A 21,263-nucleotide genomic window follows, 5' to 3' on the forward strand; every position below is an offset into this window, starting at 1 on the left:
TGCCCCTTTTCGGGGGGGGGGGCGGCCCCCCACCCCCGGGGCCCGGCCGCCGGAATCAACAGCTGGGACCTACTTCGCCGTGGCCGGAGCGCCGACCGTGGCCTTCTTCTCGCCGCCGGAGGGGGCGGCGGCAGGTGCGGTGTGCGCGGCCGAGGCCACGGCGGTGCGCCGCAGACCGAGGACCGAGACCACGACGATGGCCACGGAGAGGCCGGTCGTGAACCAGAAGGCGCCCTGGAAGCCGCTGACCGGGATCGTCGCGACCTTGGCGCCGTGCACCACGCCGGCGAGGGCGACGCCGACAGCGAGGCCGATGCCGACGCCCAGCTGACGGCTGGAGTTGAACAGACCGGAGGCCAGGCCCATCTGCGGTCCGCTGACACCGCTGGTGCCCGCGATGGCGGTGGAGATCATCATCACGGTCACGCCGAGGCCGATCAGCACACCGCCGGGCAGCACGCCCAGCCAGTACGAGCTGTCCGCGGTCACCTGCGCCAGCAGCCCCGCACCGGCGGCCAGCAGCACACCGCCGGCGATCAGCACGTTGCGGGCACCGAGCCTGTGGGTGAGCTTGACGACCGGGAGGCTCGCCAGGAAGACCACGAAGGCCTGCGGGAAGAAGCCCATGCTCGCCCGCAGCGCGGAGTAGCCGAGCACCTGCTGCATGTACATCGTGATGAAGAAGGTCGACACCGACATCACGCCACCGGACAGGAACGCGATCCCGTTGCCCGCCGACAGCGCGCGGTTACGGAAGATCGACAGCGGCACGAGCGGCCCGGAGACGCGGGTCTGGACGATCAGGAAGGCGATCAGCAGGGCGGCGCCGCCACCCAGCGAGACGAGGACGCTCGTGGCGCCCCAGCCCTCGTCGGAGGCCTCGGTCAGACCGTAGGTGAGGGCACACATCGCCGAGGTGACCAGGATCGCGCCGGGCAGGTCGAGCTTGGAGGAGCCGGTGCCCTTGTGGTCGGCGAGGAGCCGACGGGCGGCCAGGGCGACGAGCAGGATGCCGACCGGGACGTTGACGAGCATCACGGCGCGCCAGGTCAGGAACTCGGTGAGCAGACCGCCCGCGACCACACCACCGGTGAAGCCGGCCGAGGAGACCGCGCCGAAGACGCCCATCGCCTTCACGCGCTCGGGGCCCTCGGGGAAGCCGCCGGCGATCATCGCGAGGACGGCGGGGGAGACGGCGGCGGCCGACAGGCCCTGGACCGCGCGGGCGAGCACGAGGATCCACGGCTCGTTGGCGATGCCGCCGACGAGCGAGGCGATCGTGAAGACCGCCAGACCGGTCACGAACATGCGCTTGCGGCCGAAGACGTCACCGGCACGGCCGCCGAGCAGCAGGAAACCGCCGTAGAAGAGCGCGTACGCGCCGACGACCCACTGCAGTCCACTGGCGGTGAACCCGAGGTCACGCTGCATGGCGCCCAGGGCGACGTTCACGATGGCGAAGTCGAGGACGAGCATGAACTGTGCGGCGCACAGCAGGCCGAGCGGCGGCCGGGTGGACCCGGCCGTGCTGGTGGAGCTGGTCATGATGTTCCTTTCACGGGGAGACGAGCGGGAGCGGGGGATACCGGCGAAAGTGATTGGCCGGTAGGGTCTGCGGGATGACGGAACCCAAGCGCGTGCGACAGCCGGGCGACCGTGAGGTGGCCCCCGGCCGGCTCGCTCTGGTGCAGTCCTTCGTCAACAGCGTCAATGTCGAGTTCGGGCCGGACGAGTTCACGTCCGTCGCGGGGCTGACGCGGTGGATGGAGCGGCAGGGCTTCCCCGCGGGAGCCCTCGCCCCCTCCGAGCCCGACCGCGTCGAGGCGGTCGAGGTCCGGGAGGCGCTGCGCGCCCTCATGCGGGAGAACAACGGCGCCGACGTCGACCCGGCGGCCCGCGCCGTCGTCGAACGCGTCGCCGCCGACTGCCCCTTGGTCCTGGCCTTCGACGCCGACGGCGTCCCCGGCCTGCGCCCCGGTGGCACCGGCACCCGGGGCATGATCGGTCAGATCCTGGCGATCGTCGTCGAGGCCGCCGGCGACGGCTCCTGGCAGCGGCTGAAGGCCTGTCACGAGCACCGCTGCGAGTGGGCCTTCTACGACCGGGCCCGCAACCGCAGCGGCCGCTGGTGCTCCATGGCCGTCTGCGGCACGCGCTCCAAGATGCAGACCTACCGTCAGGGGCTCCGGACCCCGGCCGGCGCCCGCTGACAGCAGCGCGGCCACGGACCGTACGGCGTCCGCCGGCCGTAACGCGCCGACCGGACTCTCGGCCACCGGGGCGGTCACGGCGCGTACTCCTTGCCGAGCAGCATCCGCGCCACGGTCAGCTTGGTGGCCGCCGCGGTGCCGTCCGCGAGCTGGAGGCCGATGACGTCACGCAGCCGCTGGGCGACCGGGCCGTCCTCGCTCCACCCCTGGTGGCCCATGGTCAGCAGCGCCTGGTGCACCGCCTCCACGGCCGCCTTCGGCGCCCACCACTTGGCCATGTTCGACGGGATACGGGGATCCTCGCCCCGGTCCGCCTTCCACAGCGCCTCGAAGGAGACCAGCCGGGCCGCGTGCAGCAGCGTGGTGTGCTCGACGAGCGGGAACACCACCGACTGGAAGCGGCTGATCGGCTGCCCGAAGGCGGTGCGCCCGGTCGCGTGCGTGTACGCCTCGGCGAGGGCGGCGTCCCCGACGGCGATCGCCATCAGCGCGATGTACGCCCGGGAGACCCCGAAGCCGCGCATCACCGCGCCGAAGCCCCCGCCGGGCGTCCCGACCAGGTCCTCGGGCCCGACCCGCAGACCGTCGAAGACGATCCGGCCGCGTCCGCCGGAACGGCAGCCGAGGTCGGTCAGCGTCTCCTTGCGGACCCGGTCGCCGTCGAGCCGGGTGTAGAACGCGCTGATGCCGTGCGCGCCCTCGCCGCCCGTCCGGGCGAAGACCAGCGCGTGGGTGGCGTACGCGGTGACCATGATCGAGGTCTTCTCGCCGGAGAGCAGCCAGCCGTCGCCGTCGGGCTCGGCGCGCATCTCGATGCCCGCCGCGTCCGTCCCGTGCCCGGCCTCCGTCAGCGCGAGCGCGACCACGGCCTCGCCGCGGGCGATCGGCGGCAGCCAGCGCTCCAGTTGTTCCGGGCTCCCGTTGGCGGCCAGGACACCGCCGATGAGCGCGGCGTTGAGCACGGGGAAGCACACGGACAGATCGGCCGCCGCCAGCTTCTCGAGCGCGATGCCCGCGCTGACCGCGTCGAGCCCCTGCCCGCCGTACTCCTCGGGCACCCGCAGCGCGAACAGACCGGCCGCGGCCATGTCCTCGATCAGACCCGGGCGGTACGCGCCGCGCCGGTCGTTCTCCTGTCGGTGCGGGGCGATCTTCTCGCCGGCGAACTCCTCTATGCGCTTGGCCAGTTCGTCCTGCCGCGCGGTGAAGGCGTAGTTCATGAGGCCGTGCGTCCTTCCTGGGCCCGGAGCCGGTCCCGCAGAGCGAATTTCTGGATCTTTCCGGAGGGTGTCCTCGGCAGCGCCGGCACCAGTTCCAGCCGCTCGGGCCAGTACGTACGCGCCATGCCGAGCCCGGCGAGGTGGCTGCGCACGCCCTCCAGGTCGGGGGCGGCCGCGCCGGTGGTCACGAGGAACGCGCAGGCGCGCTCGCCGAGCCGCTCGTCCGGGTAGCCGACCACGGCGACGTCCCTGACCACGGGGTGGCGCAGCAGAGCCGCCTCGACCTCCACCACCGGGATGTTCTCGGCGCCCCGCATGATCACGTCCTTGACCCGGCCCGTGATCCGTATCCCGCCGTGGCCGTCGGCCCGGGCGAGATCACCCGTGTCGAACCAGCCGTCCGCGGTCAGCGAGGCGTCGTACACCTCCTGGCGCCGGAAGTAGCCCAGGCACTGGGCGGACCCGCGCACCTGGAGATGTCCGGCGGTGCCCGGCGCCACCGGCTCGCCGTCCTTGCCGACGATCCGCACCTCCATGCCGGGCACGGTGGTGCCGTCGCTCTCGGCGGCGCGCAGCGGCGGCTGCTCGGGGCGGGTGACGGTGACACAGCCGTTCTCCGTCATGCCCCACAGCGCGTACACCCGGCAGCCGAGCACCTCGCGCGCGTCCTCCACGAGCAGCGGCGCTATCGGCGCGCTGCCGGTGGCGAAGCTGCGCAGCGCCGACAGGTCGTGGGGCGTCTCGCGCTGGGTGTGGATCAGGTCGGAGAGGAAGGTCGGGGCGCCCATGAAGAAGGTCACCCGCTGCTCCTGGAGCGTCCGCAGCATCTGCCGCGGATCCCAGCGGTCCACCTGCACGGCGGTCGCGCCGAGCAGCAGCGGCATCACGAAGTTCCAGGTGAACCCGGCCTGATGGGTGGTCGGCGACCCCATCGCGGTCACCTCTGAACCGGTCAGACCGAGCACGTCGGCCTGCGCCTTGTTCATCGAGTACAGGGTGTTGTGGCTGTGCAGCACACCCTTGGGCTCGCCGGTGGTCCCGGAGGTGAACATGATCTGGGCGGCGTCGTCCGGCCCGGCCTCGATCGCGTCGAGGGAGGCGAGCAGCTCCGGGTCCGGCTCGGGCTCGTACAGATCGCGTGCGAAGTCCAGCGCGCCGGCCTCGATGTCACCGGTCCCGGCACCGAGCAGCACCCGGTGGCGCAGGGTCGGCACGGCCTCGGCGAGCTCGGCGCTCATCTCCCCGTAGGAGAAGCCGCGCACCTCGGCGGCGGCGATGTAGACCGGGCTCGCGGTGAGCCGGGTCATGAACTCCACCTCGCGCCGGCGCATCACCGGAACCACCGGACCCGCGATCGCGCCGACCCGGGCGGCGGCCAGGCAGAGCGCCACCAGCTCCCAGGAGTTGGGTATCTGCAGAGTCACCACATCGCCGCGGCGGACCCCGAGGCGGAGCAGACCGACCGCGAGCCGGTCGACCCGCCGGGCCAGCTCGGCATAGGTCAGGGTCTCCTGATCGGCTCCCTGGTAACAGACCAGAGCCGGCTTGTCCGGCTGCTCACGGGCCCAGCGGCGCAGATCGTGCAGGACGGTCTCGTCCCGCCACCAGCCGGCGGCGCGGTAGGTGTCGGCGGCGGTCAACGGATGCCCCCACGGCGTGAATCGAGCGAGGCACGGGCACGCTCGGCGATCGCCCGCGCGCTGACCCCGCCCCGTTCGAGCAGATAGCGCTGGCTCCCGGCGACGGGGACGAACTCGTCCGGCAACGCCATCCGGTGCACCCGCACCGGGCGTACGGCGCTGAGCGCCTCGGCGACCGCCGAGCCGAAGCCGCCGGAGCTCCAGTGCTCCTCCACGGTGATCACCGTGTCGCGCACACCGAGCGAGCTCAGCAGCGCCGGGGTGTCCAGCGGCTTGACGGTGTGCAGATGCAGCACGTTCGCCGTGATGCCCTCGGACTCCAGCAGGTCGGCCGCCTCCAGGGCGGCGAGCGTCGGGTACGGCCCGCAGGCCGCCAGCGTGATGTCCGTACCGTGCCGCAGCTGCTGGGCCTTGCCGAGCCGCACCGGCGGACCGGCGGGCAGATCGGGGGTGGCGCCCCGGCCGAGCCGGAGGTAGACCGGGCCGCCCAGCGTGAGCGCCTGGCGCAGCAGGTCCTCCGTGCTCGCCGCGTCGCCCGGGACCACCACGGTCATGTGGGGCAGGGCCCGCATCACCGCGAGGTCCTCCAGGGCGTGGTGGGTCGGGCCGAGATGCCCGGCCGACACCCCGGAGTGGGTGGCCGCGATCAGCACCGGAAGGTTGCCCATCGCGATGTCGATCTTCACGGCCTCCACCGCGCGGGAGGAGGCGAACGCCGCCATGGTGTTGACCAGCGGGATACGGCCCTCCCGGGCGAGGCCGGCGGCCGTGCCCATCAGGGTGTGCTCGGCGATGCCGAGGTTGAGGTAGCGGTCGGCGGCGGAACCGAAGTCCACCCCGCCGAACAGTCCGGTGTCGCTGTCCAGGACGACCAGCCGCGGCTCGCCGGGGAGCAGTTCGGCGACCGTGTCGCGGTAGACCTCGCGGGCGGCGCGGGCCGGAGCGGGGGCGGGAGCCGTGGTCATCGACGGTCACCGCCCGTCGGGGTGCCCGCCGAGGCACGGACCGCGTTGAGCGCCCGCTGGTGCTGCCGTCCGCTCAGTCGGGCGTAGTGGCTCTTGGCCTGGCCCTCGATGAAGGGCACGCCCTTGCCCTTGACGGTGTGGGCGATGATCACGGTGGGCCTGTCCGGGTCCGCGGGCAGCGTCAGCGCACCTGTCAGCGCCTCCGCGTCGTGGCCGTCGGCCTCGACGACGCGCCAGCCGAAGGCCCGCCAGCGATCGGCCAGCGGCTCCAGGGAGTTGACGGACTCGGTGCCGCCGGTGATCTGGAGACCGTTGCGGTCGACGATCGCGGTGAGGCTGTTCAGCCGGTGTGCGGAGGCGACCGAGGCGGCCTCCCAGACCGAGCCCTCCTGGAGCTCGCCGTCGCCCATCACCACGAAGCAGCGGCGGGCCGAGCCGTCGAGGCGGTTGGCCAGTGCGTAGCCGACGCCGAGGGCGAGACCGTGACCGAGCGAGCCGGAGGCGATCTCCACGCCGGCGATCTCGGGGTGCGGATGGGCCATCAGGTGGCTGCCGGGCCTGGCGTACTCGTCGAGGTCCTCGGCCGGGAAGTAGCCGGCCTCGCAGAGCGTCGCGAACAGGGCGATACCGCCGTGCCCCTTGCTCAGCAGCAGGACGTCGCGCTCGGGCAGGCCGGGGAAGCGGGGGTCGTGCCGCATGACCCGGAAGTACAGGACGGACAGGATCTCGACGAGCGACATCGACCCGCCCAGGTGGCCGCCCTCGGGGCCGGCGCACATGGCGACGATGTGCTCCCTGATCCGGCCGGTGATGTCGGCGAGCTCAGCCGCGTCGGGGCCGGGTGCGTCCGGGCGGCGCTCGTCGAGGCCGGTGCCGGTGAGATCGGTGCGGGCGGGGGCGCCCCGCAGCAGAGGCGGGCTGCTCATGCCTGGGTCCTTTCGGCTGGTACGTGAGGCGGCTGATGGGTGGGGCAGGGCTGCCGAGGTGAGGCGGCGGAGGGTGCGGGGGTGACGGTCAGTTGGGGTGCAGGCCGGTGAACTCGAGGCCGCGCGTCTCGGGCTCCCCGAAGCGCACGTTCATGCACTGCACCGCGTTGCCCGCGCCGCCCTTGACGAGGTTGTCCAGCGCCGCGATCACGGTGACGGTCGCCGCGCCCCGGTCCAGGGCGAACCCGACGTCGCAGAAGTTGGAGCCGGAGAGGATCTTGGCGTCGGGGAAGCGGTGCATCCCGCGCCGGGCGGCGACGATCCGCATGAAGGGCTCGTCGGCGTAGCGGCTCCGGTAGGCGGAGCGGATGGCGCGCTCGTCGACTCCGTCGGCCAGGGTCGCCCGGCTCAGCAGCTGGACGCCGCGGACCGCTTCCACACCGGTCGCCGACATCCGTACGGTGTGCCCGGTGGCCTGGGCGATCTCCGCCTCGTGCCGGTGCCGGGTCGGGGCGAACACCCGGAGGGCGCCGCTGCGTTCGGCGTGCAGGTTCTCCGCGCCCGCCTTGGCTCCCGAGCCGCTGGAGCCCGTCCTGGCGTCGACCGTGACATCGCCCGTGATGAGCCCGGCCTCGGCCAGCGGGACGAGGGAGAGGATGCCGGCGGCGGCCATGCAGCCCGGCACGGAGATCCGGTCCGCGGTGCGCAGTCGCTCGCGGTGGAGCTCCGGAAGCCCCTGGACGAAGGTGCCGATCAGCTCGGGGGCCGAGTGCGGGGTGCCGTAGTAGTCCTCGTACACCTCGGGGTCGCCGAGTCGGAAGTCGCCGGAAAGGTCGATGACGACATTCGCCCTGGTGAGGAACTCCGGCATCCGCTGCATCGTCTCGCGGTGCGGGGTCGCCAGGAACAGCACGTCGACACGGGGGAGTTGGTCCTCGGACGAGAACGTCAGCCGGGTGCGACCGCGCAGATTGGGGTGGACGCCGTCGATCTGACGTCCCTGGAGGGTGCGCGAGGTGGCGGCCACCAGATCGACCTGGGGGTGGTTGACGAGCAGCCGCAGCAGCTCCCCGCCGATGTAGCCGGCCGCTCCCAGCACTGCCGCGCGGATCATGACTCTGCCTTTGCTGTCAGGAGGGCGGCGATGGTGTCCGCCACATCGAGGTCGGTTCCGTAGGTCGACTGCAGGCCGCGGAACTCGACCCGGTCGTTGACCTCCAGGACGGTGAGCCGGCCGCCCGGCTCCTCCAGGAGGTCGACCCCCGCCACACAGGCGCCGACGGTCTCCGCCGCCGCGACCGCGAGCTCGGTGAGATCCGCTTCGAGCGGGCAGCGCTCGCTGACCGCGCCGCGGGCGACGTTGGTGCGCCAGTCCTCGCTCCGGCGGTAGGTGGCCCCGACCGCCCGGCCCCCGACGACCAGGACCCGGATGTCCCGGTCCGCCTTGGCGACCTCGCGCTGGACGTAGACGATGTGCGACTGCGGGGAGGGCAGGGCCGCGAGGTGCTCGAGCACCGCCTCGGCCATCGCCCGGTCGGTGACCCGGGTGACGAGCCGCCCCCAGGAACCGACCAGGGGCTTGATCACCGCGGGGTAGCCCAGTTCCTCCAGGGCCTTCAGGGCCGCGTCCGGGGTCAGGGCGAGCGTGGTCTCCGGGGTCGGCAGGCCCCGGGCGACCAGGGCCGCCGAGGTCTGCCACTTGTCCCCGCAGACGGCCGTGGCGGCGGCACTGTTGAGTACCGTCACGCCCGCCGACTCCAGTGCGGAAGCCGCGTACAGGGCACGGTAGTGACCCACTTCGCGGTTGAGCACGATCTGCGGGCCGTCCCAGGGCGTTCCGGCCCGGACCGACAGAGCGCGGGGGTCGATCTGTTCACAGGCGACGCCGCGCCTCTCCAGCGCGGTCAGGATGTTCTTCTCCTCGAACCGGACCCGGGAGGCGAGGACACCGAGTCGCGCTGCCGCAGAGCTCATCAGGGAAATCTCCTTCTCGTCTTCTCGTCGGGATGGCCGGACCCGTTACTCGCCCCAGTCCTCCTCGACCTCGGGAGCGAGCAGAAGTCGCGGCGGCTCGACGGACTCGATCTCCAGCTCCAGCCGGCATTCCGGGCACTCGACTATTTCGCTCACCCGGGCATCGGTTCCCAGCGACACCTCGGCGTCGCACTCGGGGCATTCGGGGGCGACAAGGGTTTCCTGCATGGCGATTTCCTCAATTCTTCCGTGGAGTTGGCGAATCGGAAATTACTGTAGTGCCGTTGCGGCGCCCTATTCCGTGCTGCTCCGACGCATGATCTGATCGGAACGAGGGCGAATGCTTATGGCGTGAAGGGGGCCGTCAGGCCACGGCGGTCGCGAGCACGGGAGTGCCGGCGGAGTCGGAGGGGTCCGGGGCCGTGGCGGTGGCCGGTGCGGACGTCGGGCCGGCGGCGGTGCCGGCGGGCGTTTCCGAGGGCGTTTCCGAGGTGAGGGGATAGCCCCGGAGGGCCTGGCGGAAGGCCTTCTCCGCGATGGCGGTGAAGCCCTCCGGTACACCTCCCGGAGCCAGCGCCATCGTCACCGGCACCGGCTCGGGCGGCTCCGGAAGCCCGGGGCGTACGGACGGGGTCAGGCCCCACAGTTCGTCCCCGTTGGCGACCAGGCAGGTCATCCCGAGACCCGCCTTGGCGGCCGACCTCAGTCCGATCAGCTCGCTGCTCTCGTACGCCACCCGCCACTCGATGCCCGAGGCGTCGAGGACCTCGCGGACCCGGCCCCGTAGCGTGCAGGGCTCGGGGAAGAGCGCCAGGGGCAGTGCGCCCCGCTCGCCGTGGGCCGGCCGCCCGAACCAGGCCATGCGCATCCTGCCCAGCTCCCGGCAGTCCGTGCCGGAGGCGGGCGGATCGGTCTGGAGCAGCAGCGCCGCGTCGAGCTGACCGCCGGCCAGCTGGGCCGCCAGTTCCTCGCTCGCCCCGGTCCGCACGCTCAGCTGGGCCTGGGGCATCCCCCGGTTCAGCAGCCGGAGGAACTCCGGCAGCACCTCCGCGAGCTGGCTCGACACCCCGATCGAGAGCATGAGCTGGCCCGCCTGCGGGATGAAGCGGTCGACGGCCTCGTCGTTGAGGGCCACCATCCGGCGGGCGTACCTCAGGAGCTCCTCGCCCCGCGGACTGAGCCGCAGATTGCGTCCCGTGGAGGCGAACACCGGGCTCCGGATGAGACCGCTCAGCTGGCGTATCTGCTGGCTGACGGCGGGCTGGGTGATGTGCAGTGACTCCGCCGCCCTCCGGAAACCGCCGAGTTCGACGACGGCCACCAGAGTCCTCAGCCTGTTTATCTGCAAGTCGTGATGCATTCTCCCACCCACATCGTCGAAGGGCGTTCCGTGAAGTCTGCGGCTCAGCCTAGGGTCGGCGGTTTCGACGGCGCCATGGATGCGGTCACGGACCGGATGTGACATCTTCATACGGCGGGTGTGCAACGCTCAAGAAGGGGTCCCGCGGCCGGAATCAACGCCCCTTATTCGAGCCATAAATACAAGCCATCGACTTTCTCCCTCGAAATGCTGTCGGGTGCCTAATGTGAATGGCCGACCGAACATTTCACCGAACACCCGAGGAGACGTCATGCTGGCAGCCACCGCAGATTCCGCAGTGCAGCAGGGAGTCCAGATACAGCTCGCCGACCCGGCCCTCGCCACCCGCAGCCCGGGTGAGGAGTTCGCCTGGTCGGTGCGCGCCGCCGGCCCGGACCAGGACCACGAGGTGCCCTTCCGCGCCCATCTCCCGGCCGTCTTCCCGCTGTTCGCGACCCGCCCGCGGTACGCCGTACGACACCTGCTGAAGACGGCGTCGGTCGCCGACGCGCCGGTCACCTTCGTGCACGAGCCGCCGGCCGCCCGGCTGGCCGCCGCCGGCACCTCGTACCAGGCCACCCCCGAGGGCGCCTTCGCCCCGCGCCTCGAGCAGGCCGAGCTCACCGATCTGACGGTGCGCGTGCCGCTGCCCGCCGGGCTGCTGGACCAGCCCGCGCTGCTCGCGTCCTTCGTCGACTACCGCGTGCTCGTCCGGCTCTCCGTCGTCGAGAACGAGACGCTGCTGCACGGCAGCGCCGACAAAGCGATCAGCGGCCTGCTGAACCTTCCGGAGATCCGCCGCGGCACGCTCGGCGAGGACGTGTACGCCGCCATCACCGAGGCTGCCGCCGAGGTCGAGGAGACGGGCGGCTCCTGCGACGGGATCGTCGTCCACCCGTTCACGTACTGGGAGTTGGTCCGTGCCGGTGTCCTCGGCCAGCTGGGCGCGGCCGGCATCACCGTCTCGCGCACCCGCATGATCCCGCGCGGCCAGATCCTCCTCGGCGACTTCCGGGCCGCCGTCACCCTTCTCGTCCCGGGGGTGGCCTCCCTGGCGCTGCGCCGCGGTGCGGGTCCGGACGGTTCCGACGCCATCGAGGCGACCAGCCGGATCGGTCTCGCCGTCCACCTGCCGCAGCACTTCCTGCTGCTGACCCGCGACTGACGCGGACCGACCCCGCGACCGACCCGCGACGACCGTGTCCGGGGCGACCCGAACACTCGGGTTCGCGCCCGACCGCGTCAGGCCCGCGCCCGATCACGTCGGGCCCCGCGCCCGATCCGTGTCCGACCGTGTCGGTGGCACCACGAAGGGACCCCCACCACCATGACAGGCCCCTCCCCGCGCGTCCTCTACATCACCGGATGGATGCGCAGCGGCAGCACCCTGCTCGGCAATGTCCTCAACGAGATCCCCGGCGTCCGGCACGTCGGAGAGCTGTACTACCTCTGGCGCAACGGCGTCCTCGGCGCCGGCACCAACTCCAGCTGCGGCTGCGGCAGTCCGCTGCGCGAGTGCCCCCTCTGGGCCGGCATCCTCGCGGCACTGCCCGAGGGGTCCGCCGATCACACCGCGCACCGGATGGCCACGCTCCAGCAGGCGCTGCTGCGCACCCGGCACACCCCCGCCCGGCTCGCCGAGGCCCGCGGTGAGCGCCCGACCGCCCCCGGCGTGACGGAGCTCCTCGACCACTCGGCCTCCGTCTACCGGCAGGTGGCCGCCCTCGGCGGCGACCGCCTGATCGTGGACGGATCCAAGTACCCGGCGGAGGCGGCCGCGCTCCTGGGCCGCACCGACCTGGACGTCCGGGTGCTGCACATCGTGCGGGACCCGCGGGCCACCGCGCTGTCCTACCGCAGCGCCAAGGACTACATCGACCCCATGTCCCCGGCCCGCAGCAGCGGCTACTGGACCGCCTTCAACCTCGCCTCCGAACTGGTCGGCCGGACGGCGGGCGAGCGCTATCTGCGCATCCGTCACGAGGACCTGGCCCGCGACCCCCGCGAGGTGACGACCCGCGTCCTGCGCTTCGCGGGCCTCGACGACGAATCCCCGGTGGACGCGTCCGGCCGGATCCCGCTCGGCGCCAACCACACCGTCACCGGCAATCCGGACCGGCTGCGCCGCGGCGTCACCCAGATCCGCCCCGACGAGCGCTGGCGCACCGCACTGCCCGGCACCGACATCGCGGCGGCCACGGCGGCGGCCGCACCCCTGCTCTCCCGCTACGGCTACCCGCTCGCCCCGGTCCGGCCCGCCCGGACCACGGCCGCGGGCGCGGGATCGGACTCGGGCAAGGGTGCCGGCTCGGCCTCGGGCACTCGTGCGGGCGCCGGCTCCGGCTCCCGCGCGGGCACCGGCCAGGGCTCCGGCAGGAGCTCCGGACCGACCGGACGGCCGGCCTCGCGGACCTCGGGACCGCCCTCGCGAGGTGAGGCCTCGTGAACCTGGGCCTCTCCGGACGCTCCGCACTGGTCGCCGCGTCCAGCAGCGGAATCGGCCTCGCCGTGGCCCGCGTCCTGGCCACCGAGGGCGCCGACGTGTCGATCTGCGGCCGTGACCCCGAGCGGCTGGCCCGTGCCCACAAGGAGGTGGACGCCTGCGGCACGGGGCGGGTGCTGAGCACGGTCGTCGACCTGGGCGACGAGGACGCCGCCGCCGCCTGGGTGCGCCGCACCGCCACGGAGTTCGGCGCGCTGCACGTGGTCGTCACCAACTCCGGCGGGGTGCCCTTCGGCCCCGTGGAGGACTTCGAGGTCGCCGAGTACCGGGAGGCCGTCAACGCCAACCTGCTGCCCCATGTGTCGATCTCGCTGGCCGCGGCACCCTATCTGCGGCACGCCGGCTGGGGCCGGATCGTCATGATCACCTCCGAGTCGGTGCGCCAGCCCCATCCGGGCAGCGGACTGTCCTCGGTGGCCCGGCTCGGCGTCCTCGGCTTCGCGAAGGGCCTCGTGCACGCCTTCGGCCCGGCCGGGGTGACCGTGAACGTCCTGGCGCCCGGCTTCCACCGGACCCCGATCCTCGACGTGCAGTACGGCGACGAGGTCGAGGAACGCCTGGCCGAGGTCGCCGCCGGGATCCCGCTGGGCCGGATCGGACGGGCCGAGGACCTGGGCGCCCTGGTCGCCTTCCTCGCCGGTGAACAGGCCGGGTTCGTCACCGGCGCCGTGCTGGTCGCGGACGGCGGCAACACCCGAGGGATCGGCTGACACCCGGCCGCCCCCGGCCGGGCAACCCGTACAGACCCGTCGGCCCTGCCAAACCGAGCAGCCCGTACAGACCCGTCGGCCCTGCCCGGCCGAACGAACCCGCCGGCCCCACCCGGCCGGACAGCCCCGCCCGGCCGCCCTGCCGAGCAGCCCGGACAAACCCGCCGAACACCGCGGCAGGGGGCCTCGCCGGCCACACGGGCCCTGTCACCCCGGATGCCCCCGGCACCCCGGCCGCCCCTGTCGTCCCGTCAGCCCTCAGCCCATCCGCCTCCCCCCGCCCCAGGACCGTCCGCCCTCCCAACAGCCGAAGGAGTTCCGTACATGCCAGCCCTCGGGGAAGTCGCCAGCTCACGCGAGGCCGCGCTCTACGTGGTCAAACTGGGCAGCGCCACCTTGCTGCACAGTCAGGTCTTCGACGAACTGCTCGAACTCAACCGGCGCGGCGCGCGCCTGCTCGTCATCGCCGGGGGAGCGGCCGGCATCCGGGAGCACTACCGGCGCACCGGCCGCGAGATCCGCACCCTGCTCTCCCGCAACGGCGACGAGATCCGCTACTGCCCGCCGGAGGAGATGCGGCACATCGTCGCCGCGTACGAGGAGGTCACCCTGCCCCTGGTGGAGGAGGAGCTGACCCGGCGCGGACTCTCCGTCTTCGCGGCGGTCGCCCGCACCGGCGCGCTCGTCAAGGCCACCGCCAACGGCCCGCTGCGCGTGCAGGAGGACGGCAGGACCAGGGTGATCCGCGACCACCGCGCGGGCACCGTCAGCTCGGTGGACGTCCCCAGGCTCAACGGCCTGCTCGCCACCTTCGACGTCGTCTGCCTCTCTCCGCCGGTCGCCGACGCCGACGGCGGTACGGCGCTCAACGTGGACGCCGACGTGCTCGCCGCCGAGGCCGCGCTGGCCCTGGACGCCGATCATCTGCGGCTGGTCACCGGCACCGCCGGGCTGCTCACCGACCCGGCCGACCCCACCAGCAGCCTGCGCCACCTCACCGAGGGCGAGGGCCGGCGCTACGCCAAGGGCCGGATGCGCCAGAAGGTCAGGGCCGCCGAGATCGCCCTCAAGGGGACCTCCGACACCGCCATCACCGGGCCGCACACGCTGTCCGCCGCCGGCGCCACCTGGTTCTGGCGGGCCCCCGCCCCCGCCCCCGACCTCGATCTGCTCGCCCGCACGGTGGAGCTGTCCTCCGTCTCGCGCGACGAGCGGGAGATCGCCGAGTTCCTCGCCGAATGGTGCGCGGAGCGCGGCATCAAGGCGGAGATCGACGCCGCGAACAACCTGGTGGCCACCAAGGGATCGGGTTCCCGGCGGCTGCTGATGCTCGGTCACCTGGACACCGTCCCGCACCGCTGGCCCGTCCGCTGGGACGGTGAGGTGCTCTCCGGGCGCGGCTCCGTGGACGCCAAGGGCAGTCTGGTGACCTACCTCCAGACCCTCGCCGACTTCGACCCGCCCGAGGGCGTCGAGGTACGGGTGATCGGCGCCGTCGAGGAGGAGATCACCGGGGCCGGCGCCTTCCACGTCCGCGACGCCTACCCGGCCGACGCGGTCGTCGTGGGCGAGCCCAGCGGCGCCGAGGCCCTCACCCTCGGCTACTACGGCCTGGTCAAGGTCCGGTACGGCGTGGAGGAGCCCACCGGGCACACGGCCGGCGAGGGCGTCCGTACCGCGGGCGACCGGATGGTCGAGGTGCTCGCCAAGGTCCCGGGCACGGTGGCCGGACTGCACCCGGACGCACTGACCGCCGTGCTCGGCGTACGAGCCCTCAACCAGGGCGACGCGCAGGTCGGCGAGGCCGTCGTGGACGTCCGCGTACCGCCGGGTCTCGACGTGGAGACGACCGTGGACGCGCTGTGCGCGCTGGCGACCGCCCCCGTGCGGATCGACATCCTGCGGGCCACCCCCGGAGTGTCCACCGGACGCACCAGTCCGCTGGTCAAGGCCTTCCAGCGGGCCTTCAGGGCGGAGGGGATCACCCCTCGGTACCTGATGAAGAAGGGCAGCAGCGACATGAACACGCTCGCCACCACCTGGCACGACGTCCCCATGGTCGCCTACGGCCCCGGTGACGCGAAGCTCGACCACACCCCCGACGAACACCTGCACGCGGACGAGTTCCGGCGGGCCCAGCGCCTGCTGGCCGCCGCGGTCCGAGAATGGAGCTTGCTGTGACCGTCCTGACGGCCGCCCCCGGGCACGACCGCGCGGCCCCCGTCGTCCACTGCACCTGCTACCCCGGCTCGACCCTCTGGCTGACCGGTCTGCCCAGCGCGGGCAAGACCACCCTCGCGTACGCCACCGCCGAACTGCTGCGCGCGCACGGCAGACGCGTGGAGGTCCTCGACGGCGACGAGCTGCGCCGGACGTTCTCGGCCGGCCTCGGCTTCTCCCGCGCCGACCGGATCGACAACGTCGAACGCATCGGCCGGGTCGCCCAGGTGCTCGCCCGCAACGGTGTGACGGTCCTGGTCCCGGTGATCGCCCCCTACGCCGAGTCCCGCGACACGGTGCGCTCCTGGCACCGGGAGAGCGGCACCGACTTCCTGGAGGTCCATGTCGCCGCCCCGCTGTCGGTCTGCGCCCGCCGGGACGTCAAGGGCCTGTACGCCCGGCAGGCGGCGGGCGAGATCAGCGGTCTGACCGGGGTGGACGACCCGTACGAGGAGCCGGCCGCACCCGATCTGAGGATCGCCTCGCACACCCAGAGCGTCGCCGAGTCCGCCCAGGAGCTGCTCGATCTGCTCACCCGGCGGGGACTTCTCGCCGGCGCGGACGAGAAGGAGAGGAGTGCCGCATGACCGCCACGACCGTCACCTCGGCCGTCACCACGTTCGCCGCCCCGTCGCTGCCCCCCGTCCGGACCGGTGACGCCTTCGGGCTCTCCCACCTCGACGTCGTCGAGTCCGAGGCCGTCCACATCTTCCGGGAGGTGGCGGGCGAGTTCGAGCGGCCGGTGATCCTCTTCTCCGGCGGCAAGGACTCCATCGTCATGCTCCACCTGGCGCTCAAGGCCTTCGCTCCCGCGCCGCTGCCCTTCTCCCTGCTGCACGTCGACACCGGGCACAACTTCCCCGAGGTCCTCGACTACCGCGACCGCGTGGTCGCCGAGCACGGCCTCCGGCTGCACGTCGCCCGGGTGCAGGACTTCATCGACGACGGCCGGCTGCGCGAGCGCCCGGACGGCACCCGTAACCCGCTGCAGACCGTCCCCCTGCTCGACGCCATCGCCACCGGCCGCTACGACGCGGTGTTCGGCGGCGGCCGGCGCGACGAGGAGAAGGCCCGCGCCAAGGAGCGGGTGTTCTCGCTGCGCGACGAGTTCGGCGCCTGGGACCCCCGCCGCCAGCGCCCCGAGCTGTGGTCGCTGTACAACGGCCGCCACGCCCCCGGCGAGCATGTCCGGGTCTTCCCGCTCTCCAACTGGACCGAGCTCGACGTCTGGCAGTACATCCAGCGCGAGAACATCGCCCTGCCGGAGATCTACTACGCCCACCACCGCGAGGTCTTCGCCCGCAACGGGATGTGGCTGGCCCCCGGCGACTGGGGCGGCCCGCGCGCCGACGAGCACCTGGAGACCCGGCTCGTCCGCTACCGCACGGTCGGCGACATGTCCTGCACCGGAGCCGTGGAGTCCACCGCCGACACCGTCGAGTCCGTGATCACCGAGATCGCCGCCTCCCGGCTCACCGAACGCGGCGCGACCCGCGCCGACGACAAGCTCTCGGAAGCCGCCATGGAAGACCGCAAACGCGAAGGGTACTTCTAGCCGTGAACCTCACCGAAGCTCCGAACACCACGCCGTACCCGACCGGTTCGCACGCCGCCGACCAGCACACCGCCGACCCGCACAGGGCGGTGGACACCCTGCGGTTCGCCACCGCCGGCTCCGTCGACGACGGCAAGTCCACCCTGGTGGGACGTCTCCTGCACGACTCCAAGTCGGTCCTCGCCGACCAGCTGGAGGCCGTCGAGGCCGCGTCCCTCAAGCGCGGCCAGGAGGCGCCCGACCTGGCCCTGCTGACCGACGGACTGCGCGCCGAACGCGAGCAGGGCATCACCATCGACGTGGCCTACCGCTACTTCGCCACCGCCCGCCGCCGGTTCATCCTCGCCGACACCCCCGGCCATGTGCAGTACACCCGCAACATGGTCACCGGCGCCTCCACCGCCGACCTCGCCCTCGTCCTCGTCGACGCCCGCAACGGCGTCGTCGAACAGACCCGTCGCCACCTCGCCGTCGCCGCCCTGCTCCGGATCCGCCACGTCACCCTCGTGGTCAACAAGATGGACCTGGTGGGCTGCTCGGAGGAGGTGTTCGCCAGCACCGCCGCCGAGTTCTCCGACTGCGCCGCCGCCCTCGGTGTCGAGCGGGTGACCGCCATCCCGATCTCGGCACTGGCCGGCGACAACGTCGTACGACCCTCGGAGCGCATGGACTGGTACGCGGGGCCCACGGTGCTCGAGCACCTGGAGTCGGTACCGGTGGGCGCCGATCCCCGTACCGAGTCCGCCCGCCTGCCGGTGCAGTACGTCATCCGGCCGAACACCGCCGCACACCGCGACTACCGAGGCTACGCGGGGCAGATCACCTCCGGTGTGCTGCGGGTCGGCGACCGGGTCACCGCCCTGCCGTCCGGCGCGGTCAGCACGATCGCGGCCATCGACACCCTGGACGGCACCGTCACCGACACCGCCTGGGCCCCCCAGTCGGTGACGGTCCGGCTGACCGACGACCTGGACATCGCCCGGGGCGACCTGCTGGCCCCGGCCGCCGCCGCGCCCCGCGCCGTCCGGCTGCTGACCGCCACCGTCTGCCATCTCGGCGAGCAGCCCCTCCACGCCGGCCGGCAGGTCCTGCTGCGGCACACCACCCGCACCGTACGGGCCGTGGTCGTGGACATCACCTCGCGGCTCGACCTCCAGGACCTCTCCGAACGCCCGGGGCCCGACACCCTCGGCGTCAACGACATCGGCCGGATCGTCGTCCGCACCGCGGAGCCGCTCGCCCTGGACGGCTACGCGGACTTCCGTCGCACCGGTTCGTTCCTGCTCATCGACCCCTCCGACGGCAGCACCCTCACCGCCGCGATGGCGGACGGGCCGACCTCCGCGGAAGGGGTGTGACGCCATCGCGAGATGACCATGAGAACTTCATGTCGGCCCGGTGACACAGGCACTGTCGGCCCTTCCCGGCGCCCAGCAGACTCTTCCCCGTCAGCAGGTCAACGACTCCAGGAAGGGCCGACATGAACCTCACCGTCGCCACCCCCGTCACCGTCACCCCGGTCACCGAGGACCTGGTCATAGAGGACTTCGGCGCCATGGCCACCGAGCCGTACCAGCCCGGTACGTGCATCTGCTGGATGGGCGACTCGGTCGCGGAGTAACCGCCCGCACCTCGACGCACACAACCGACCGCAGGCCGCACACCAGACAGGGGGAAACACGGTGGCACACCGCCAGGGCACCACGACCGGACTCGGGTTCAAGCCTCATCTGAAGGCCGAAGTCGTCCCCGGAGAGGGCGTGTTCCTCATATCCGAGCGTGGAGTGACCGCGCTGCGAGGATCCTGCGTCACCGCTCTCGCCCCGCTGCTCGACGGCACCCGCACCCTCGACCGTCTGATCGCCGACGCCGCCGGCTCACTCCCCGCCGACCAGGTACGCCAGGTCGTCACCCGGCTCCTCGGCTCCGGACTGCTGTCCCACCGGGCGCCGGACACGGCCACCGCCGGCTCGGGCGAGGCGTTCTGGGAACTGGCCGGAGTGGACGGCGGCGAAGCCGCCCGCCGCACCGGCAGCGCGGCCGTCGCCGGCCTCGGCCGCGGCACGGAGGCGGGCGCGGGCACCGAGGAACTGCTCGCCGCGCTGGCCGCGGCCGGCCTGCGCATCCACCGCGCCGACACCGACGACGAACCCCCCGGTCTGGCCGTCGTCCTCTGCGACAGCTACCTCGACCCCGCGCTCGCCGAGCTCGACGCCACCTACCGCGCCCATGGCACCCCCTGGCTGCCCGTCCGGCTGACGGGCGAACAGCCCTGGATCGGCCCGGTGTTCCAGCCGGACGACGGACCGTGCTGGCACTGCCTGGCCGAACCCCTGCGCCGCAACCGCCCCGCCGAGACCTATCTGGGCCAGGCCCTCGGCCGCCCCGTCAGCGTGCCGCCCTCCGGCCTCGCCGCGGGCCGCGCCGTCGGTCTCCACCTGGCCTGCCTCGAAGCGGTCAAGTGGATGGCGGGACATCGCCACTCCGGCCAGAACGCCCTGTGGACGATGGACACCCTGACCCTGGCCGGCCGCCACCATCCCGTACGCCGCCGCCCCCAGTGCCCGTCCTGCGGCGACCCCGAGATCACCGCCCGCCGCATCTGGGCACCGGTCCGGCCGGTCAGCCGGCCCAAGTCCGGCACCGGCACCGGTGAGCGGTCCCTGACCCCCGAGGAGATGCTGGAGACCTACGGCCACCTGGTGGACGAACTGACCGGCGTGGTCAAGGAGGTACGCCGCGACCGGCGCGACCCCGGCTTCCTCAACTGCTTCCACTCCGGCCACAACCCGGCCACCTCGCCCACCGGACTCGCAGCGGTCCGCGCCGGCCTGCGCAGCCACAGCTCCGGCAAGGGCACCACCCCACTGCAGGCCCGGGTCAGCGCCCTCTGCGAGGCCGTGGAGCGGCACAGCGGCTACCGGCAGGGCGACGAGCCCACCCTCCGTGCCACCTACCGCGAGGTCGCCGACCGCGCCGTCCACCCCGACACGGTCCAGCTGTTCCACCCCCGTCAGTTCCCCGACCGGGCAGCCTGGAACGCCGAGCACGGCCCGGCGCACCGGATCGTCGTGCCCTTCGACGAGGACACCCCGGTCGACTGGACCCCGGTCTGGTCGCTCACCGAGGACCGCCACCGGCTGCTGCCGACCTCGATGCTCTACTACGACGCGCCCTGCCCCACCGGCTTCTTCTCCGCCCACTCCAACGGCACGGCGGCCGGCAGCTCACGCGAGGACGCCATCGTCCAGGGCTTCCTGGAGCTCGTCGAACGCGATGCCGTGGCCCTGTGGTGGTACAACCGCACCCGCCAGCCCGGCGTGGACCTCACCTCCTTCGGAGACCCCTGGATCGAGAAGACCCGGGCCGCCCACGCCGACCTGGACCGAGAGCTCTGGGTCCTCGATCTCACCAGCGACCTCGGCGTCCCCGTCTTCGCCGCGCTCTCCCGGCGCACCGACAAGCCCGCCGAGGACATCACCCTCGGATTCGGCGCCCACTTCGACCCCCGGGTGGCGCTGCGAAGAGCCGTGGCCGAGGTCAACCAGATGCTGCCGCCCGTCGTCAACGTGAGCGCGGACGGAGCCGGTTACACCTGTGACGACTCCGCCGCACTGAACTGGTGGAGATCCGCCACCACCGCGAACCAGCCCTATCTGCTCCCGTCGGGAAGACCGGACCGCACGCCCGCCGACTTCCCGTACACGCCGCGCGCCGACCTGGCCGACGACGTGGCCGCGGCGGCGCAGCTCGCCCGCGGTCTCGGCAGCGAACTCCTGGTCCTCGACCAGACCCGGGCCGACATCGGTCTGCCCGTCGTCAAGGTGATCGTGCCCGGACTGCGCACCTTCTGGACCCGCTTCGCCCCCGGCCGGCTGTACGACGTCCCGGTACGCCTGGGCCGGCTGGCCACCCCCACCCGCTACGAGGACCTCAACCCGGTCCCGCTCTTCCTGTAACACCCGTCGCGCGCCATCCGT

Annotated in this window: 19 protein-coding genes; 10 read left to right on the forward strand and 9 right to left on the reverse strand. The window is 72.7% G+C overall.

Features of this window, described 5'->3' with window-relative positions:
- Nucleotides 1–69: 69 nt before the first annotated feature.
- On the reverse strand, nucleotides 70–1,545 hold the full coding sequence (locus ACFC0D_RS10650) for an MFS transporter (RefSeq protein WP_376433328.1): 1,476 nt from the start codon (nucleotides 1,543–1,545) through the stop codon (nucleotides 70–72).
- A 74-nt stretch (nucleotides 1,546–1,619) separates the two neighbouring features.
- On the opposite strand from ACFC0D_RS10650, the gene ACFC0D_RS10655 reads away from it, so the two are divergent.
- Nucleotides 1,620–2,210: a CGNR zinc finger domain-containing protein gene (locus tag ACFC0D_RS10655; protein ID WP_376433330.1), complete on the forward strand. Its 591-nt coding sequence runs from the start codon at nucleotides 1,620–1,622 to the stop codon at nucleotides 2,208–2,210.
- Nucleotides 2,211–2,284: 74 nt separating this feature from the next.
- On the opposite strand, the gene ACFC0D_RS10660 is transcribed toward ACFC0D_RS10655, so the two are convergent.
- The 8 genes from ACFC0D_RS10660 to ACFC0D_RS10695 form a co-directional block, all read right to left on the reverse strand.
- Nucleotides 2,285–3,430 carry an acyl-CoA dehydrogenase family protein gene (locus tag ACFC0D_RS10660; protein WP_376433332.1) on the reverse strand — a complete coding sequence of 382 codons (1,146 nt, stop codon included), beginning with the start codon at nucleotides 3,428–3,430 and terminating at the stop codon, nucleotides 2,285–2,287.
- Nucleotides 3,427–5,070 (reverse strand): AMP-binding protein, encoded by a 1,644-nt coding sequence (locus ACFC0D_RS10665; protein ID WP_376433334.1) that lies wholly within the window; start codon nucleotides 5,068–5,070, stop codon nucleotides 3,427–3,429. Before ACFC0D_RS10665 ends, ACFC0D_RS10660 begins: the two co-directional genes overlap by 4 nt.
- Entirely contained in the window at nucleotides 5,067–6,035 is a 969-nt protein-coding gene (locus tag ACFC0D_RS10670; protein WP_376433336.1) for a transketolase family protein, read from the reverse strand. The genes ACFC0D_RS10665 and ACFC0D_RS10670 overlap by 4 nt, the downstream gene beginning before the upstream one ends.
- Nucleotides 6,032–6,961 carry a transketolase gene (locus ACFC0D_RS10675; protein WP_376433338.1) on the reverse strand — a complete coding sequence of 310 codons (930 nt, stop codon included), beginning with the start codon at nucleotides 6,959–6,961 and terminating at the stop codon, nucleotides 6,032–6,034. The genes ACFC0D_RS10670 and ACFC0D_RS10675 overlap by 4 nt, the downstream gene beginning before the upstream one ends.
- An 88-nt stretch (nucleotides 6,962–7,049) precedes the next feature.
- Nucleotides 7,050–8,075, reverse strand: a complete 1,026-nt coding sequence (gene argC / locus ACFC0D_RS10680) for an N-acetyl-gamma-glutamyl-phosphate reductase (protein ID WP_376433340.1) — start codon at nucleotides 8,073–8,075, stop codon at nucleotides 7,050–7,052.
- The gene (locus ACFC0D_RS10685; protein WP_376433342.1) at nucleotides 8,072–8,935 is read right to left on the reverse strand and encodes a RimK family alpha-L-glutamate ligase; all 864 of its coding nucleotides are present in this window, start codon (nucleotides 8,933–8,935) and stop codon (nucleotides 8,072–8,074) included. The genes argC and ACFC0D_RS10685 overlap by 4 nt, the downstream gene beginning before the upstream one ends.
- A 45-nt stretch (nucleotides 8,936–8,980) precedes the next feature.
- Entirely contained in the window at nucleotides 8,981–9,163 is a 183-nt protein-coding gene (gene lysW, locus ACFC0D_RS10690) for a lysine biosynthesis protein LysW (RefSeq protein WP_329115996.1), read from the reverse strand.
- Nucleotides 9,164–9,299: 136 nt separating this feature from the next.
- Nucleotides 9,300–10,295 carry a LysR substrate-binding domain-containing protein gene (locus tag ACFC0D_RS10695; RefSeq protein ID WP_376433345.1) on the reverse strand — a complete coding sequence of 332 codons (996 nt, stop codon included), beginning with the start codon at nucleotides 10,293–10,295 and terminating at the stop codon, nucleotides 9,300–9,302.
- A gap of 271 nt (nucleotides 10,296–10,566) precedes the next feature.
- Here ACFC0D_RS10695 and ACFC0D_RS10700 point away from each other — a divergent pair, with 271 nt between their 5' ends.
- The 9 genes from ACFC0D_RS10700 to ACFC0D_RS10740 all read left to right on the forward strand — a co-directional run bounded on the left by ACFC0D_RS10700 (nucleotide 10,567) and on the right by ACFC0D_RS10740 (nucleotide 21,242).
- On the forward strand, nucleotides 10,567–11,460 hold the full coding sequence (locus ACFC0D_RS10700; RefSeq protein ID WP_361850374.1) for a family 3 encapsulin nanocompartment shell protein: 894 nt from the start codon (nucleotides 10,567–10,569) through the stop codon (nucleotides 11,458–11,460).
- 162 nt (nucleotides 11,461–11,622) lie between these two features.
- Complete coding sequence (locus tag ACFC0D_RS10705) at nucleotides 11,623–12,741, forward strand: sulfotransferase (RefSeq protein WP_376433347.1); 1,119 nt, start codon at nucleotides 11,623–11,625, stop codon at nucleotides 12,739–12,741.
- Complete coding sequence (locus ACFC0D_RS10710) at nucleotides 12,738–13,508, forward strand: SDR family NAD(P)-dependent oxidoreductase (protein WP_376433349.1); 771 nt, start codon at nucleotides 12,738–12,740, stop codon at nucleotides 13,506–13,508. Before ACFC0D_RS10705 ends, ACFC0D_RS10710 begins: the two co-directional genes overlap by 4 nt.
- A gap of 324 nt (nucleotides 13,509–13,832) precedes the next feature.
- A complete protein-coding gene (locus ACFC0D_RS10715) occupies nucleotides 13,833–15,689 on the forward strand; it encodes a M20/M25/M40 family metallo-hydrolase (RefSeq protein ID WP_376433351.1) in 1,857 nt (618 codons plus the stop codon).
- A complete protein-coding gene (gene cysC / locus ACFC0D_RS10720) occupies nucleotides 15,686–16,315 on the forward strand; it encodes an adenylyl-sulfate kinase (protein ID WP_376433353.1) in 630 nt (209 codons plus the stop codon). The genes ACFC0D_RS10715 and cysC overlap by 4 nt, the downstream gene beginning before the upstream one ends.
- Nucleotides 16,312–17,283 carry a sulfate adenylyltransferase subunit CysD gene (gene cysD / locus ACFC0D_RS10725; protein ID WP_376433355.1) on the forward strand — a complete coding sequence of 324 codons (972 nt, stop codon included), beginning with the start codon at nucleotides 16,312–16,314 and terminating at the stop codon, nucleotides 17,281–17,283. The genes cysC and cysD overlap by 4 nt, the downstream gene beginning before the upstream one ends.
- 89 nt (nucleotides 17,284–17,372) lie before the next feature.
- Nucleotides 17,373–18,641 carry a sulfate adenylyltransferase subunit 1 gene (locus ACFC0D_RS10730; protein WP_376433494.1) on the forward strand — a complete coding sequence of 423 codons (1,269 nt, stop codon included), beginning with the start codon at nucleotides 17,373–17,375 and terminating at the stop codon, nucleotides 18,639–18,641.
- A gap of 122 nt (nucleotides 18,642–18,763) precedes the next feature.
- Entirely contained in the window at nucleotides 18,764–18,904 is a 141-nt protein-coding gene (locus ACFC0D_RS10735) for a hypothetical protein (protein WP_376433357.1), read from the forward strand.
- 61 nt (nucleotides 18,905–18,965) lie between these two features.
- Nucleotides 18,966–21,242 carry a TOMM precursor leader peptide-binding protein gene (locus ACFC0D_RS10740; RefSeq protein WP_376433359.1) on the forward strand — a complete coding sequence of 759 codons (2,277 nt, stop codon included), beginning with the start codon at nucleotides 18,966–18,968 and terminating at the stop codon, nucleotides 21,240–21,242.
- Nucleotides 21,243–21,263: the final 21 nt, after the last annotated feature.

Source organism: Streptomyces sp. NPDC056222 (assembly GCF_042264065.1).
Classification (GTDB): domain Bacteria; phylum Actinomycetota; class Actinomycetes; order Streptomycetales; family Streptomycetaceae; genus Streptomyces.

Bases quoted from the DNA above. Each gene is read 5' to 3' on its own strand.
- ACFC0D_RS10715 (WP_376433351.1), top strand. From the start codon at position 13,833: ATGCCAGCCCTCGGGGAAGTCGCCAGCTCACGCGAGGCCGCGCTCTAC.
- lysW (WP_329115996.1), bottom strand. From the start codon at position 9,163: ATGCAGGAAACCCTTGTCGCCCCCGAATGCCCCGAGTGCGACGCCGAG.
- argC (WP_376433340.1), bottom strand. From the start codon at position 8,075: ATGATCCGCGCGGCAGTGCTGGGAGCGGCCGGCTACATCGGCGGGGAG.
- ACFC0D_RS10650 (WP_376433328.1), bottom strand. From the start codon at position 1,545: ATGACCAGCTCCACCAGCACGGCCGGGTCCACCCGGCCGCCGCTCGGC.
- ACFC0D_RS10670 (WP_376433336.1), bottom strand. From the start codon at position 6,035: ATGACCACGGCTCCCGCCCCCGCTCCGGCCCGCGCCGCCCGCGAGGTC.
- cysD (WP_376433355.1), top strand. From the start codon at position 16,312: ATGACCGCCACGACCGTCACCTCGGCCGTCACCACGTTCGCCGCCCCG.
- ACFC0D_RS10705 (WP_376433347.1), top strand. From the start codon at position 11,623: ATGACAGGCCCCTCCCCGCGCGTCCTCTACATCACCGGATGGATGCGC.
- ACFC0D_RS10685 (WP_376433342.1), bottom strand. From the start codon at position 8,935: ATGAGCTCTGCGGCAGCGCGACTCGGTGTCCTCGCCTCCCGGGTCCGG.
- ACFC0D_RS10695 (WP_376433345.1), bottom strand. From the start codon at position 10,295: ATGCATCACGACTTGCAGATAAACAGGCTGAGGACTCTGGTGGCCGTC.
- ACFC0D_RS10660 (WP_376433332.1), bottom strand. From the start codon at position 3,430: ATGAACTACGCCTTCACCGCGCGGCAGGACGAACTGGCCAAGCGCATA.
- ACFC0D_RS10700 (WP_361850374.1), top strand. From the start codon at position 10,567: ATGCTGGCAGCCACCGCAGATTCCGCAGTGCAGCAGGGAGTCCAGATA.
- ACFC0D_RS10735 (WP_376433357.1), top strand. From the start codon at position 18,764: ATGAACCTCACCGTCGCCACCCCCGTCACCGTCACCCCGGTCACCGAG.
- ACFC0D_RS10655 (WP_376433330.1), top strand. From the start codon at position 1,620: ATGACGGAACCCAAGCGCGTGCGACAGCCGGGCGACCGTGAGGTGGCC.
- ACFC0D_RS10675 (WP_376433338.1), bottom strand. From the start codon at position 6,961: ATGAGCAGCCCGCCTCTGCTGCGGGGCGCCCCCGCCCGCACCGATCTC.